At 41.4% G+C, this 16,216-nt stretch carries 13 protein-coding genes; 9 read left to right on the top strand and 4 right to left on the bottom strand.

The genetic code is table 11. The features are described from left to right. Nucleotides 1–59 precede the first annotated feature (59 nt). The 3 genes from IPN35_06325 to IPN35_06335 all read right to left on the bottom strand — a co-directional run bounded on the left by IPN35_06325 (nt 60) and on the right by IPN35_06335 (nt 5,127). Nucleotides 60–3,725: a hypothetical protein gene (locus tag IPN35_06325; GenBank protein QQS59167.1), complete on the bottom strand. Its 3,666-nt coding sequence runs from the start codon at nt 3,723–3,725 to the stop codon at nt 60–62. Between the two features lie 79 nt (nt 3,726–3,804). Further along, a complete protein-coding gene (gene mltG, locus IPN35_06330; GenBank protein QQS59168.1) occupies nt 3,805–4,830 on the bottom strand; it encodes an endolytic transglycosylase MltG in 1,026 nt (341 codons plus the stop codon). Nucleotides 4,831–4,833: 3 nt separating this feature from the next. Continuing rightward, on the bottom strand, nt 4,834–5,127 hold the full coding sequence (locus IPN35_06335) for a YbaB/EbfC family nucleoid-associated protein (protein QQS59169.1): 294 nt from the start codon (nt 5,125–5,127) through the stop codon (nt 4,834–4,836). A 241-nt stretch (nt 5,128–5,368) separates the two neighbouring features. Here IPN35_06335 and hydE point away from each other — a divergent pair, with 241 nt between their 5' ends. The 8 genes from hydE (at nt 5,369) to IPN35_06375 (ending at nt 13,069) form a co-directional block, all read left to right on the top strand. After that, nucleotides 5,369–6,424, top strand: coding sequence for a [FeFe] hydrogenase H-cluster radical SAM maturase HydE (hydE, locus tag IPN35_06340; GenBank protein QQS59170.1), 1,056 nt, complete (start codon nt 5,369–5,371; stop codon nt 6,422–6,424). Continuing rightward, the gene (gene hydF / locus IPN35_06345) at nt 6,369–7,682 is read left to right on the top strand and encodes a [FeFe] hydrogenase H-cluster maturation GTPase HydF (protein QQS59171.1); all 1,314 of its coding nucleotides are present in this window, start codon (nt 6,369–6,371) and stop codon (nt 7,680–7,682) included. The genes hydE and hydF overlap by 56 nt, the downstream gene beginning before the upstream one ends. Before the next feature lie 45 nt (nt 7,683–7,727). Then, nucleotides 7,728–8,018 (top strand): YtxH domain-containing protein, encoded by a 291-nt coding sequence (locus IPN35_06350; GenBank protein QQS59172.1) that lies wholly within the window; start codon nt 7,728–7,730, stop codon nt 8,016–8,018. Continuing rightward, nucleotides 7,996–9,282 carry a 3-phosphoshikimate 1-carboxyvinyltransferase gene (gene aroA / locus IPN35_06355; GenBank protein ID QQS59173.1) on the top strand — a complete coding sequence of 429 codons (1,287 nt, stop codon included), beginning with the start codon at nt 7,996–7,998 and terminating at the stop codon, nt 9,280–9,282. The genes IPN35_06350 and aroA overlap by 23 nt, the downstream gene beginning before the upstream one ends. Continuing rightward, nucleotides 9,279–9,824, top strand: a complete 546-nt coding sequence (locus tag IPN35_06360; protein ID QQS59174.1) for a shikimate kinase — start codon at nt 9,279–9,281, stop codon at nt 9,822–9,824. The genes aroA and IPN35_06360 overlap by 4 nt, the downstream gene beginning before the upstream one ends. Nucleotide 9,825: 1 nt before the next feature. After that, the gene (cysK, locus tag IPN35_06365; GenBank protein ID QQS59175.1) at nt 9,826–10,728 is read left to right on the top strand and encodes a cysteine synthase A; all 903 of its coding nucleotides are present in this window, start codon (nt 9,826–9,828) and stop codon (nt 10,726–10,728) included. A 45-nt stretch (nt 10,729–10,773) separates the two neighbouring features. Beyond that, entirely contained in the window at nt 10,774–11,427 is a 654-nt protein-coding gene (locus IPN35_06370) for a serine acetyltransferase (GenBank protein ID QQS59176.1), read from the top strand. Nucleotides 11,428–11,539: 112 nt separating this feature from the next. Then, nucleotides 11,540–13,069 carry a transglycosylase SLT domain-containing protein gene (locus IPN35_06375; GenBank protein QQS59177.1) on the top strand — a complete coding sequence of 510 codons (1,530 nt, stop codon included), beginning with the start codon at nt 11,540–11,542 and terminating at the stop codon, nt 13,067–13,069. Between the two features lie 3 nt (nt 13,070–13,072). On the opposite strand, the gene IPN35_06380 is transcribed toward IPN35_06375, so the two are convergent. Then, nucleotides 13,073–14,398, bottom strand: a complete 1,326-nt coding sequence (locus tag IPN35_06380; protein ID QQS59178.1) for a hypothetical protein — start codon at nt 14,396–14,398, stop codon at nt 13,073–13,075. Nucleotides 14,399–14,477: 79 nt separating this feature from the next. Here IPN35_06380 and der point away from each other — a divergent pair, with 79 nt between their 5' ends. Then, nucleotides 14,478–15,947: a ribosome biogenesis GTPase Der gene (der, locus tag IPN35_06385; protein QQS59179.1), complete on the top strand. Its 1,470-nt coding sequence runs from the start codon at nt 14,478–14,480 to the stop codon at nt 15,945–15,947. The last annotated feature ends 269 nt before the right edge of the window (nt 15,948–16,216 follow it).

Here is a 16,216-nt window from a genome sequence, read left to right on the forward strand (position 1 = left end):
ACGCAAAGATTTTTTTTCTCGAACGTGTGCTCCTGCTTCCAAAAACCAATAACAACTCTCTATTCACCACCATTTTTTTCTTTTTGAGAAGGTTCTTTGCGCCAAAAGGCAGGAGACAGAAAGAAGCCGATGAGGATAGCAACAATAGTCCCTCCGATACCAATCAAAATAATACGAATAGGAGGGCTTAAGTTTTCGAAAAGGAGATCCCCATATCGTGCTGGAGAAAACATAGGAATGATTGTTTTCGAAATGATGCCGAGTTTTTTTGGAGCATCAGGAAGAGAAAAACGCGTATCAGGCTCATGCCATAGTGGATTTTTAAATGCGATAGAAAAATTGGCTTCTGTTTCTGAGAAGCGGAAACCAATAGCAATATCAGAATAATTGGAGAGTGTTTTTTTGAACGAATCGAATGATGTATTTTCAAGAAAAAAATCGTCAAAAAATGGCTCTGGAATAAGTTGCCCTAGTTTTCGATAACACCCGTCTGCGTCACAAGAAACTTGTTTTTGATTTCCACGAAAGAAAAGGGTGTCGCTGTTTACAATAACATCCCAATCAAAAACTGATTGAGGAATATTTTTATAGTATGAGGAAACATTCTTCATACTCCCATCATGCTCGGGAAGAATTTTTGCCATTTCTATGGCCTCTTGAAGATACCGAATCTGCCGATGAAGTGCTTCGTGTAAAAACGTTTTCCCTGCAGGAGTGTCGAATGTTGCTCCAAATGTCTGGAGAGAAAAATCAGAAAAGCTGAGTATGTTTTCTGGCAAAAATGCTCGTGACCGTTGAAGAGGGAAGGAACTGTTCTTTTGAAGAAGTGTCTCCTGCAGAACATCTTCCTGAAGAGAGAGGAAGAGAGTGTTATTTTGTATACCAAGAAAAAAGGGAGGAAGGAGATTGCTTTTCGGAACCGCAATATACCATGTATTTTCAAACTCCCTTTTTTCTGCCGAGTTATTTTTTGCGATATTTTGCAGAATATTTTCTCCATCCGAGCTTTTTTTGAGAGGAATGGCAACAAAGAAGAGATTCGAAAAACGATCCAAGAGGGGCACAGTCGGTGAGGAGGAGAGAATATTTCCCCATAGGTCTTTTGCATGTACGCCAAAATACACTTCATTTTTTAGAGAGCCGAAAATGCCAACAAGAGAAGGAATAGAAAATCTTTGCGAAAGCCATTCTCGAAATATGCCAGCAGCGGTCTCTCTCCAAGAAGCATCCCCTTCTTCATTGCGCAAGCTCTGCTCTGGAAATGAGTGTCCTAAAAAGCATTCTCCTGTTTCAAGCGCATTGGGATCCAGTCCTCCATCGGATTCCATTTTTTGAGATTCCTCACTGTTGAGGCGAGCAGAAAGGCGATAGCACTGATCCTGAACGCCTGAGTCAGTATTCGGCAAAGAAGTGTATTCATAAGGATTTCCATCTGGATCATGAGGTGTGCTTCCCATGTATCCTGTTTCCACCAGTGTTTCGAGAGAAGATGGATAATATCCATTTTCCGTTTTGTATTTCTGAAGAACCCCATGAAGGACTAAAAGATCATTTTCACGAGTTTCATTGGGAGTATTTCGGAATGCCCCAGAGAAGCCAACACCCATTTCAGCAAGAAGTGTGGAAAAATCGACCGATATTTCTCCTCGAAAAACACTGTCGGTCATTCCAGAATCCTGAATACCAAACCATGATGTTTCTGAGCCAGAAAGGGCATTTTTTACTATATTTCTCGTTTCATTTTCTTGTGAAAAGAAAACGGTATCAAAGGCAATATGATCGGAAATAACTATTCCAACTCCAAGAGACTCCAAATGATTTGCAAAAAGAGATTGAAATGTCTTTCGAAAATGTTCGTATTCTGAAATTTCAGCGCGAGTTGCAGTTTTGAGAGATACGCGTCCGAGCGGGGTGGGGTGAAAAAGGCTTCCCCATGTTTCATGAGCAATAACACCATCTTCTCCAATAGAAAATGCTTCAGGATTCCATACTGACCCCTCTGCGATGTATTTCCGATCTTCCACCTGAGAGAGGGTTACTGGTAATATTCCCTCAAGTTTCCAATATCCCCATACGAGATACTGTAGGGCTTCTTCTGCTGAAAGTACTCGTCGTCTCCTTTGTGATTTTATGTGATACTCAGGATCGGAAATCTTTTTCAAAAATGCTGTCGAAACAATAACTTCTCCATTTCGTCGATTATCGAGCGTTTTTATAATTTTTGAGAAATCCACACTATTTTCCATATTTGGCACAATTCCTCCGTATGCTTTTTTAATACGTTCAAAAAGTGAATCATGTGAAGCAATAACAACATAGCGCCCCATGCGACCAAAGGAATTTTCCCCTGTACGAAAAACGCTTGCCCAAACATCTTCAATGCTTGTTTTTGGTTGTATAATAAGGGCGTAATCGCCTCCCGAAATCCAACTGGTATCTTCAAAAACAAGTGCTACTTCTTGAGAAGAGCGCAAGAGTTCGGGGAGATTTTTTATTCCAAGACGTTTTTCTATTGTTTCTTGTGTCTCAGTAAGTGATGGAATGGGGAGCACTGTTTTTATCGAGTCTGAAAGCGGAGAAATACTGTTGAAAAGTTGCAGAAGATCACTCCCTGATGTAAAAGAAACGACAAGATCATCTTCTGGAATATTGCGAAAGAGAGGATACGCCTTGCTTTTTATTATTTCTGAGGTGGTCTTTTTGGGATACGCTCCTTCGATGTTTTCCAGAGAAACTCGCTCTGGAAGAGTGGTAAGTGAAAGAGAAAATGTTTCGTTCTTCTCTCCAGGCGCAACTTGTGGGCCACACGATTCACCGGAATTTGCGAGAAAGGAAACCTCACGACAGCAGTTAATGTTTGCTTCTTGGAGAACGGTTCCGATTATTTTTGCTGTTTTTTCTCTTTGATTTTCGTCTTCCGAAGAGGCGAGAAGTGTTTGTTTTTTTTCAATGAGAAGGCGGAGCTTTTGGGTAGTTTTTTCGTCAGGAGATTTGGTAAGAAGACGAGAGCAATCTTCCTTTTTAGTGGGTTCTCCTTCAGAAAAATACGTTTCGCAAATATTTGTGAAGTATGAAAAACAGGAGAAAACATACACTGGAGAGGTTTTTTCGGAGATGCCTTTTGTTTGTCCAGAATTGTATGAATATGATAGCTCTCCACTGAACTCAGCAATATTCCGATTCTGACGTGCAAAAAATATGTTTGCCCATTCTTCATTGGGATACTGTAAAAAGTCTTCTAGTGTTTGAGGATAATGCCCAGTGTGCATTCGGAATCGCTCAATAGATTGACGAATGAGAATAAGAACATCTTCTGAGAGGGGAGGCATGCTGAGGGACTCATTTCCAGCTTGACCAGAAGCATCTTGTGTCATTTTTTGGAGGTTTTCGATCCATGAGAACGAATCGCCAAAAAAGTGAAAGAGAGCTCCGGAACGGTCAATTCCAATATTACTGGGGAAGAATGATGAAGGTTTGGCTTCAGATTTCTCTCCAAGACGATATTCAAGCATTCGAATTTCGGTTTCGAGAAGCGCGTTTTCTCCAAAAAGACGGCGTTTTTCGCGAAGCGTCTCAATTTTTTGGTGTTCTTGGGACTGTATTTCTTGATCTCTTTCTTCTGGGGGTATTCCACTTTCTGCCCCCCAAGAAAAGGAAAAGCAAGGGGTTACCAAAAAAAGAAGAATCGTGCCGTAAAAAATTTTCTTTGTCTTTTTGTTTGGCATATCTTCTTATTATAGACATTTTCTCAAAAAAAGAAAATGAATTTCTTTCCTCTTGTTTCATTGGATTTTCTGTTTAGAACTACAAATATTGCTCCTTGTTTTCGGCATGCTCCTCCATGGTGGTGGCGTAATATATATTTCCTTTCATATCGTGAAGATAATACCAATATGAGCTTTCCTCAGGGTTTGCCGCGGCGAGAATGGACGAAAGCCCTGGGTTACAAATTGCCCCAGGAGGAAGTCCCTTGACCGCTCGTGTATTCCATGGATTTTTTGATTGCAGATCATCTATGGTAAGCGCTTCTGTCTTTTTTCCTGTGGCATATCTTGTAGTGGCATCTGCTCCCAAAAGCCAATCGTTATCGAGGCGTTTCCAGAGGATTCCCGAGATTATCGGGCGTTCCTCATCTCCCCTCGATTCTTTCTCGAGAATAGACGCCATTTTTAAAATTTCCCATCCGTTTCGACTGCTTGTTCCAAAGATAGTTTTCGTTCGCTCATCAAACGTGCGGAGAAGCCTTCTCGCAAATGCTTCTGCTGAAAAATTTTCGGGATTTACAAAATAAGTGTCAGGAAAAAAGAATCCTTCTCGGAGCTTTGGATCTGCTGGCAAGAAAGGAAAATCAGAAAAATCACATGTCCTTACGCACTCCAGAAAAGCTCCTTTGGGAGCAAGAGAAAATTCTGCTAAACGAGCATCAATATCGGCGTTGGTAAACCCTTCAGGAATAGTAAAAGAAATTTCTTGAGATACTGCTTTTGTGAGGAGCTCCGTAAGGGCAGGAATGGGCAGATTTTTTGGAAGATAAAATGTTCCTGCTTGAATATTTTCAGCAACCCCCGATCTTTTTGCATAACGCAAAAATGCCCAAGAGGAAGAGATGAGTCCCTCTTCCTGAAGACGAATACTCATATTTGGAAGTGATTCTCCTTTTTCCACTGTAAAAGGAAAAACAGCATCAGAGCTTTCTGGAGATTTGGCAATAAGCATTCGATACTGTACTTCTTGCGCTATAAAAAGAGCACCCATAACAAATATAATGGCGATCATTGTCTTAATGCGCAGACTCATTTTTTGCCGCTGAATATGCTTTTGAGAAAACATGGATTATGCATTGGGAAGTCCCATATTGCCCATGAGCGGTTTCATTTTTTCGGCGGCAATTTCTTGTGCTTTTTTTTGAGCACGTTCAAGTGCAATCTTGAGATTTTTTTCAATACGCCTCTTATTCTCGGGAGCCAAAATGGCATCGTCAAATTCAACAGAAACCACATCTTGTGCGGCATTGACAACTACCAAAACTCCATCTTCTTCTGCTTCTATTTCAATTTCTTTGAGCTTTTTTTTGAGTTCTTTTGCTTTTTTTTGCATCTGGTACATATCTTTCATTTGTCCGAACATAAGTTTTTCAGAGAAAGAAAATTTCTCAAAGAGTGTGCCAAAGGAAAAACAAAGGAGCAAGAAGACTCACGCAAGAAATCACCTTATCTAAGGTTTTTTGGATCACAAATAGCTGAGTCATTTTCAGAGATTTTGTCTGTAGAATATCATGTTTTTGCATTAGGAAAATGACGATTGGGAAACAGTATATTCTCATCAATATCAAAAAAATGTATTGTCTTTCTGAATCGCATTTTTATATATGACCGACCAAGAAATTCGACAGCTTCTTTCTGTTCGAGGAGAAGAGCAAAAAAAGCTTTTTGCTCGGGCAGATACTGTTCGACGAGAATCTATTGGGGAGGAGGTCTATTTTCGGGGAATTATTGAGTTTTCGAACATCTGCGAAAAAAACTGTTTTTACTGCGGTATTCGCCGAGACAACACTAAAACAGAGCGATTTCGCATGACGCATGAAGAAGTTGATCAGTGTCTTCGTTTCATCGACAAATCACAATATGGATCAGTAGTGCTTCAGTCTGGCGAGCTTACGTCAAGAAGTGCGCTCGATTTTGTGCTTCAGATCCTGAAAAACATTCGAAAAGATTTTCCAGAAATGGGTATTACACTTTCGCTTGGCGAACTTCCAAAAGAATTTTATAAAGAACTCAAGGAGGCGGGCGCAGATCGTTATCTCCTTCGCATCGAGACTTCAAATCCAGAGCTTTATCGCAAACTTCATCCTGCAGATCATCTGTTTGAAAGACGAAAGCAGTGTCTCCTCGATCTCAAGGAACTCGGGTTTCAGGTAGGAACGGGAAACATGGTGGGAGTTCCCGAACAAACGATGGATGATCTTGTGAATGATCTTCGATTTTTTCAAGAACTCGATACCGATATGTTTGGGCTTGGTCCGTATGTTTTTCATGAAGATACGCCACTCGGAACTCCAGAAATGAAAGAATGGTGGAAGAAAAAGAAGCATGATATTTTGGATACAACTCTTAATTTTATTGCAGTGCTCCGTCTTTTAATGCCAACAGTAAATATTGCTACCGCTACTGCGCTCGAAGCCATTCATCCTCGTGGTAGAATTTACGCCCTACAAGCAGGAGCAAACGTTTTTATGCCAAGTGTGACTCCCGTGGAATATCGCGGGCTTTACCTTCTCTATCAAAACAAACCTTGTGTGGATGAAAAAGCAGATCAGTGTTCAGGGTGTTCGGTCGCAAAAGTGAAATCCGCAGGGCTTATTCCTGCTCTTGGAAAACGCGGAGACGCACAACATTTTTCTCAACGAAACCGTGGTAAAACGTGAAGAACGAAACATCATTGGTATTGTTGGCAGAACAAACGCCGGAAAATCGAGTTTGCTCAATCTTCTAAGTGGGCAAGAGCACTACGCTATTACCGATAGTACCCCCGGAACTACTGCCGATACAGTAACCACTATCATGGAAGTTCATGGGCTAGGACCATGTAAAATTTTAGATACCGCTGGAGTAGACGAATATTCTGAACTGGGTGAAAAAAAACGGAAAAAATCATACGAAGCATTAGAAGAAGCCGATCTTGTTCTAGTGGTTGTTGACGCAGGGCGCGCCCAAAAAGACGGAGTGAAAATTGAAAAAGAACTTATTGAGCACGCAAAAGAGCGCGGAAAGCAGGTGCTTCTCGTATGGAATACTTTTCAAAATAGCCAAGAAGCCTCCCCAAAAACACAAGAAAAAGAACTCGGTGTTCCAGGAATTTTTCTCTCGGCAAACGATTTTTCAGAGCAGAGTCGGCTTGCCGATTTTTTGAAAGAGCATTTCGAGGTACCCAATCGAGACATCGACCTCCTTCCTAATCTTTCAGAAAAAGGAGTTGTGCTCCTTATTATTCCCATGGATGAAGAAACGCCAACACTTCGACTTCTCCGTCCGCAAGACATGGCGATGGAACGGCTTCTCAGAAACTTCGTTACGCCAGTGCTTTTTCGACTTCATCTCGGCAAAGCACGTAGTGATAATGCGAATGAGGTTCAAGAAGAACAAGCACGATTTTCAGGGCTCATTCAATTTCTGAAGAATGCCCCAGAAGGACTGCAGCTTATTATCACCGATAGCCAAGCATTTGATATTGTTGCAAAATGGGTTCCACAGGAAATTCCTCTTACTTCCTTTTCCGTTATGATGGCGCACTATATGGCGTGTGGAGAAATGGATTTCCTCCTCAAAAGCGTAAATGCCATGGACCTTTTGGAAGATGGCGATACAGTGCTTATCGCCGAATCATGTAACCACAATCGAAAATGTGACGATATTGGCACCGTACAAATTCCGCGGATTATTAAAGAAAAAACTGGAAAAGACGTACAGTTCGAATTTGCATTTGGACGCACATTTCCCGAAGATCTTTCGTCGTACAAAATGGTTATCCACTGTGGCTCGTGTATGACCGATCGGCAAAAGTTTTTTCGAAGAATTCGCATTGCCGAAGAACAAGGAATTCCTCTGACGAATTACGGATTTTTTCTCGCCTACGCACAAAATCCCGAAACGCTTGTAAGAGTGACGAAGTTCTTTCTGAAGTAGATCCTATTCTTGCACCCTTTCCGCTTTCCCTGCATAATCTCTTTCGTGAATGAAGCAGAAAAAACAAGTGGCAAACTCAAAAAATTTCGGAAGAGAATTGATAAGGTTCTCATTGGTTTTGTGGTTGGTGGTGCGGTTGGTTCCATTTTGGGAATGACATTTTCCCCAAAATCGGGGAAAGAAACGCAAAAAATTCTTACGGATAAAAACCGAGAAACTTGGGAACGGATTTCGGACATTTTAGAAGAGCAGAAAAAACAAAAAAAACAGGGTATTTGGCATATGCTTCACAATTTCTTTGTCAAAAAACGTAATGGAGGAGGTACGGAAGATTGAGCCGTTTTCTCACGGAGCATTTGGAACGGTTTATATTCCGGGGAGTAAATCGCTTACTAACCGTGCGCTTTTGCTGTGTGCATTGGCAGACGGAAAAAGTGAGCTCCATTTTCCGCTTCTTTCGGAAGATTCAGAACTTATGCGCGAAGCTCTGAGAAAAATCGGAATTGATATTCAGATTCAGAACGATGTGTGGGAAATCCACGGAACCGGTGGAAAATTTGTTTCTGGAAATCATGAACTTTTTGTGGGAAATGCCGGAACTGTCGCTCGCTTTCTTTCTGCCGCTATGGGACTTAATAGTGGAACCGTTCGCATTTCTGGAAAACCGCGTATGCACGAACGCCCGCTTAAGGATTTGCTAGATGCGCTCAAAGATATTGGGGTGGATATTATTTCAGAAAATGAGAATGGTTGTCTTCCGGTTATTATTTCTGGAGCGGGAAAAATTGCAGGAGGAACAGCAGGAATTTCTGGAGACACCTCGAGTCAATTTCTTTCGGCGCTCCTTCTTGTTGGCGCAAAAACAGAAATGGGCATTCGCATTCAGGTTCGTCCGCCACTTGTTTCTCGTCCATATCTCAGCATGACCATCGCGCTTCTTCAGCAGTTTGGCGTAAAAGTAATATCACATTCAGGATTTGAGTTTTCCGTGGAACCGCAAAATATTCAACCCATTTCTCTTGATATCGAGGGAGATGCGAGTTCTGCGGCACATGTTTTTTCCCTTGCTGTTGCCGCTGGAGGAAATGTGACGATTTCAAATTTTCCGTATCCGAGTTTGCAGGGAGATGCCAGATTTTTGGATATTTTGGAGAAATTTGGCGCGAAAGTAGAACGAACTTTATCGGGTGTTACGGTCAAGAGAATTGAGGAACTCAGGCCTCTTGGAGAAATAGACATGGAAGATATGCCAGATGTTGCGCTTGCAGCGGCAACCTTGGCACCACTTGCTCAAGGAAAAACAAAGATCACCGGACTCTCCACACTCCGCAAAAAAGAGTGTGACCGCCTAGAAGCACTTCGACTGAATTTAGAGAAAATGAATGTTGCGGTACAAACATCAGAAGATAGCATTACCATTGTGGGAAATCCCAAAACAATGATTGGAGCGAAAATCGAAACCTTCGACGATCATCGCATTGCCATGAGTTTTTCGGCTCTTGGAACGCGTATTTCAGGCATGACAATTTGTGATCCGAAATGTGTTGGAAAAACATTTCCCGAGTTTTGGAATGTTTTTGAGTCATTGCGAGCAACATGAGAAATACTGTTCTTATTGGGATGCGTGGCTGTGGAAAATCATCCTTGGGAAAAGTTCTCGCCAAAAAACAAGGGCGACCCTTTATTGACACCGATATTCTTATTGAAAAGGCTTCTGGAAAAAGTATCTCTCAAATAGTATCAGAAAGTGGCTGGGAGGCATTTCGAGATCTTGAAACTACTGTGTGCAAAAAAGTCGGAGAAAAAGAAGGAGCAGTTATTGCGGTTGGTGGCGGAGCAATTTTACGAGAAGAAAATGTTGTCGCCCTCAAGAAAAACGGAGTCCTTGTGTTTTTGAACGTTCCGCTTTCGATTCTCGAATATCGCATTCGAAATGGAAAAAAAGGGCATCGTCCAAGTCTTACTGGAAAAAATATTGCAGAAGAACTTCGAGAAATTTGGGAAGCAAGGAAACAGTATTACCATGAATCTGCGAACATTACTTTTTCTGTTTGCGAGGGGGGAGGAAGTGTTTCTCGGCAAGTAAGAGAACTTTTGACACTCCTGCAATCTTTTGAAAGCATTTGTAAAGAATCTTTTTAATATGCTTCTCTCTTGTGCCACCGACAGTATTGGGAATACGCCACTCATCAGGCTTTCTCGCTTTTTTCCCCAAGGGAATATTTTGGGGAAACTCGAATCGCAAAATCCTGGTGGATCCATAAAAGATCGCATTGCTCTCGCTATGATTATAGATGCTGAAGAGCGTGGTATTTTGTTGCCCGGTGGAACAGTAGTGGAGCCGACAAGTGGAAACACTGGAATAGGACTTGCGTTCGTATGTGCCACGCGCGGATACAAATGCATTCTCACTATGCCTGAAAGTATGAGTATGGAAAGAAGAAAGATGACGAATTTTTTTGGAGCGCAACTCATCATCACTCCTGCAGAAGAAGGTATGCGAGGTGCCATTTTAAAAGCAGAAGAAATTGCACAAGAAAAAGATGTTTTCTATCCAAACCAATTCAGAAACCCAATAAATCCAAAAATTCATGAGAAAACCACTGGTTCAGAGATTTGGAAGGATACCAAGGGAAAGGTGGACATTTTTGTGGCAGGAGTTGGAACGGGAGGAACGATTACTGGGGTGGGGAGATTTCTTCAAAAACAGAATCCAGATATACAACTTATTGCAGTGGAACCAGAAAAAAGCCCGGTGCTTTCGGGTGGTGATTCAGGGGGTCATGGTATTCAGGGAATCGGTGCAGGGTTTGTGCCGAAGATTCTCGATATATCTCTGCTTTTTGCAATAGAAACTATTTCTGAAGAAGAAGCGATTGCCACCTCACAAGAACTCGCCAAAAAAGAAGGGTTTTGTGTTGGCATTTCCACAGGAGCAAATGTTGCCATTGCAAAAAAATATGCTGAAGAAAATCCAGAAAAAACAGTTGTGACCATACTCTGCGATACCGGCGAGCGCTATCTTTCCACTGAACTTTTTGGATGATAGAGCAAAAAACTTCATTCTCTTCTCTGCTATTGTTTTTCTAAAATGAAACTTCCCTTTTTCGTTCGCCAACTCTTCTTTTTTCCGCAAGATTTTGTCGCAGGGTTTCGAAATGATCCCGCGCTTCGCGGAAAATGGTTTGGCGTACTCGAACTGCTTACTTATCCTGGCATTTGGGCGGTGCTGTTCCATCGCATTGCTCACCTTTTGTTTGCCATTCGCATTCCACTTTTTCCAAGAATTCTTTCGCAGATTTCTCGATTTTTAACGGGAATCGAAATTCATCCGGGCGCAAAAATTGGTTCGGGATTTTTTATCGATCACGGTATGGGCGTTGTAATTGGGGAAACCGCGGAAATTGGAAACAATGTCCTCATGTACCACGAGGTTACGCTTGGTGGAACAACGCTCAGTCCCGGAAAGCGACATCCAACTGTAGAAGACGAGGTGCTTATTGGTGCTGGCGCAAAAATATTTGGACCCGTTATCATAGGGAAGCGCTCACAAATTGGCGGAGGTTCAGTCGTTGTGAGTGATGTTCCGGCACATTCTGTTGTGGTCGGAAATCCAGGGCATATCATTCGACAAAACGGAAAACGAACAGCACCGGTGAAAACAGTAGATCAAACCGGACTTCCCGATCCTATTCGGGAACGAATTGAAAAGCTGGAAAGTTCGGTGTTTTCTGGAAAAAAATAGAGATATTTCCTTCATCTCCTTTACGAAAAGAAAAATTTGGAAAGAGTTCCTCTTAAAAAATGTATTGACAAATATTTTTTTAAAAATAAAATACTCAGCTTTTTATTTTCTTATGAAAAATACGTGTGAATCACCAAGCAGAAGAAACTTTTTGGGAACAATCGTAAAAGGAGCAGCAGCTCTTACTATTGGTGGGGCTGTCCAAGAAGGCGTTAAAGAAATTCTTTCGAAATCACCAGAAAATCCCCCTGAACAAGAATCTCCGTATTATACGAAAAGAATAAAAGAAGCATTGAACGAACAACACCGGCGACATTTTGAAACAGTACAAAATGGGAATGCTCACGAACCATATATTCTGGGGTCAAAAACTTCTCGCCTTGAATATGTGATACAAACAGCCAAAGACTCGCCCCTTCCTCCCTACTTTAAAAAAATACTTCCCTTTATTCCATTCCAAGAGTCGAGCTACAGTCTCACAGCAGAAAGTGGAAGTGGAGCAGTTGGAGTATTCCAATTTACACCCGAAACAGCAGAAGAATATAGATTAGAAGATCCAACTGACATAACACAAGCAACTCCTGCAGCAATTTCCTACCTCCAAGAAAAATTACGAATACTTAAATCAAATTCAGATTATCAGACATTGCAATTAGGATACGGTCTTGATGATGAAGAGTTACTTTATCCAGCGACACTCCTTTCCTACAATGCCGGAATAGAACATATAAAAAGAGCGTTCGCTATTATAGCACGAAATCGGAATGAAAAAACTACTGTTGATCGATATAGACAATCGGGAAAATTTGGAATTTTTTGCTATATCACCGACGAATATCGAAAACGATACCAAGAGCTCCAAGCAGGACTTTCGTCAAACCATAGAGGTACAGTGCTTTCGAGTGATATTCAAAATGATGATGAATACGGAAAATTATTTTCTTCTGGGAATTTTCTGGGAAAACATGGAGAGCACTATGTTTACAAAATAGAAGCCTTCGCCAAAAGATATGGAATTGATATTCATGAAAATACACACGAACTGAGCGATGGAATTTTCACCGGTATTAGTGCCATGAGTATGCTCGCTCTTTTAAGACTCAAAGACGTCATTTTGAGCAGAAGGGAATTATTGCAAACACTTCTTCGTGGAGGTCCTGCTATAGGAATAGCAGGACTCGGAGGATATTTGAATCGTAAAACAAACTTCGTTCCAGAAATGGCAAGTATTGCTAAAAATATTTCTCGTTGGACAGAGAGTGCCATCGACAATGCGGATGCTGCCGAAGAAACTCAAGATGTTTTTCCAAAAAATGTAGTAGAAACCGTGCGGAAACGTGCTATTACTATTGCACGACCAGATGACAAAAGTACCATCGAAAGTATTGGTCTTGAAATTCGAAAAAAAAACTATCCCTACCAACAATATATGGGAGATGCTGCACACCAACTTTTAAATGAAGCTGGCGATCTTATTTATAGAGATATTGCAGTATATTTTTATAAAAATGCTCTTTCGTTGGCAGAAGGACAGCAAAACGGAACCTATCCACCTCCGCCGGAAGAAAAAGGAGGAAGAGCAAAAATAGCACAGCGGATTTTCTATTGTAAAAGAGCACTCTCAGGTATTACTAGAGAGTAAAAATTACTCAGTGCTTACAGTGACAGTCGCTCTTTCGAGTCCATCAAAAAAGAGAGTTTCCACGTGTTCCAAATTTTCAGAAGGACGAATATCTCGTTCATACTCAAGAGTTACCGATGAGTCTGGAGCAATATTTTCGAGTTTTGCCATTTCTGTATCGGGAGAAATTTCACACGTTGATTCTGGTTCGCATGCAATGCGAGCAGACTTCCATTCAGAGGAAGTATTATTATCCTGAACATCCAGAAGAACTTCTCCACTGAGTATCTCTTCGCTTGTGTTTTGGATTTCAACACGAAAAGTGATGGGCGTAAAAATATCGAGATACACAATTCCTGCGGGAATAGAGAGCTTTTCCGCAAAGGTTTCCCGATCTTCTGAGGCGGAGAATTGAAACGAAATTTCATCAATATTTTCGGTATTTGGACTATATTCTTCATCAGAAGGTTCTGTAGTTGGTAAAAGCGTAATTTCTACTTTTTGCCATTCTGCTTCTCCATCGAGTTGTACTTGTTCCGTGTACAATGTTTCCTCCGAAACGGGACTCATATCTCGTTCGTAATCGATAAATGCTTCGCCTCCGGGAGGAATACCTTTTAAAACAACACTTCCTTTGGAAGGCGTTCCCGTGCATGATTCTGCTCCTTCACACCACACTTCTTCGTTTTTTGGTACTCCGGCTCTATCTTGCGTGTCGGAGAGAAAAAGAATTTTTGCATCTCCCGAAACTGAACCAGAGTTTTTAACCGTCACCCGAAAATATGCCGGAGTAAATACGCTTAAATACGAATCTTCTGGGCTTAAAGAAGCAGATTTGGTGAACGTTTCTCCGTCATTCGATGTTTCAACCAAAAGAGAGATTTTTGCTTCTTCTTTCGACTGACATACGCCGTTCTCACTTGTTTCACACTCATAAAATGTCACCCACGGAATTTCTTCTACGCAGTAAAATTCAATAATTCCTTTTTCACCATTGAGTGAATAATTTCGGTCAGAGAAAGTATGTTGTCGTTGATCGCCTTTATTCGAAACATATTGCACCGAAATAGCACCTCGTTCGTATGGGCGATTTCCCCCATCATTTTCTGCACACGAAATCCAGTCGATATTGTGCATAGAGCCAGAAATTGAGGCAAAAAGTGATCGGCGCCAATCTTCTCCTTCAAAAAGGTCTTTTAAGAGTGCCTGACGAACAATCTCTTCTGGCGATTCCTCCCAATCATAAAAAAATGGAAGAGCGGCATTCACTCCTCCCAATAGGAGAAAACCTCCCAAGAAAATAAACAGATTTCTCTTCTGAAAAAGAGAGGAAAAAAAACGAAGTTTCATTTATTTTTAATATTTTCCTTTCATGGTACCATAATGTCAAAAAGTATTCAACGAAAACATCTTCCTTCTTCTCTTCGCAATGCCAACTGTTGCTATTATCGGACGACCAAATGTCGGAAAATCGACGCTCTTTAATGAACTCTTAGGGGAGCGACGCGCTATTGAATCGGATATTCCCGGAACCACTCGAGATCGGGTTTTTGGAAATGTTAAAGGGGAAAAAGTTTCTTTTTTACTTGTAGATACTGGTGGGCTTTCGAGTGACATGGGAAATGATATTGAAGAAAATATGAAGAAACAGGCAGAGGAGTCGGTGCAGGGAGCAGACCTCATTTATTTTTGTATCGACAGTCGGGCGGAAATAACATCGGAGGAATGGATGATTGCCGAGATACTTCGCAAAAAAAAGCCAAAACATGTTCCTATTTTCCTTATCTCTACCAAAGCAGAAAAACCATCTGCCTCTCAGGTCGCGTCAGAACTTTATGCGCTTGGCATTTCCCAAGAAGATCCAATATTTATTTCCGCAAAAGAAGGTTACGGAATACGAGAGCTTCTCCAAAAAACCGAAAAGGCTTTACTTCTCGCAGGGTTTTCTCCGAAATCAAAAAATGATGAGGAGGAATACGTTGCAAAAATATCCATTCTCGGTCGTCCTAATGCGGGAAAATCGACACTCGTTAATACGCTCTCAGGGAGAGACGTATCTATTGTTTCTCCTCTCCCTGGTACAACTCGTGACAATGTCGACAGTGTTATTCTTTTTGAAAAGGAACGTTATCTTCTCATCGACACCGCAGGTATTCGAAAAAAATCAAAAATGCACAGAGAAGACCTTGAGCGATTTTCTCGTCTTCGTGCTCTTTCTGCACTTTCTCGGGCAGACGTGGCGATTATACTCATTGATGCTACAGAGGGAATTACTCATCAAGATCAGACCATTGCCGCAGAACTTATTGAAGCGGGAGTGGGAGTAATGATTGCGTTTTCTAAATGGGATATCCGGCGCGATATGATTCGCCAAGAAGTGGCGGATAAATCTGTTTTAGAAGAGCAAAGAACAGGGGAAAAGCCATCTCCCGAAGATCAGGAAAAAGAAGTCAGCAAACTTTCCATCAGTGTTCGTGATCGGTTTTTGCGTCAGGCACAACGAGAATTTCCGTTTTTGAGTTGGGCACCGGTGCTTTTCCTGTCATCAGTAGAAAAAAAGGGGATTCAGGAGGTTTTTAGAAATGCCAAACGTATTATGACAGAGCGAACGCGAACCATTTCCACGGCAAATTTGAATATATTCTTAGAGCAAGCGCTTGCCGCGCATCCTCCGGCGAGTCGTAAAAATATGCGTCTTAAAGTAAAGTATGGAACGCAAATCGGAAAAAATCCTCCTCATTTTGTCTTCTTTGCGAACGATCCTGATGCCGCGCATTTCTCATTTCGTCGCTATATCGAAAACCGTCTTCGAGAGCTCTACGGATTTTGGGGAACCCCTATTCGCGTTGAAATTCGGAAGAAGAGTAATAGTAATCCATACTCAAATTCCAAGTCGTAGTTTTTTGCGCCTCATTCTCCAGCAAGTTCCACGAAAGAATTCTAAACTTTTTTTCTACTTTTTCCGAAATTTTGTAGACGCAGGACCATTGCGAAGCACATGGTCTTCGACACATATGCTCCAGCGGAAGCAGTATTCGTTTTAGACATTAAAAATGACAATAGTTTTATTTCTCCCTCACAAAAAATGAGAGATTCCTTTTTATTTCCCGAATGAAATATTCATCACTCTGTCAGTCCTCTTCATTCACGGCTCAATAAGTGTTTATT

It is taken from the genome of Candidatus Peregrinibacteria bacterium (genome assembly GCA_016699755.1).
Classification (GTDB): Bacteria; Patescibacteriota; Gracilibacteria; order CAIRYL01.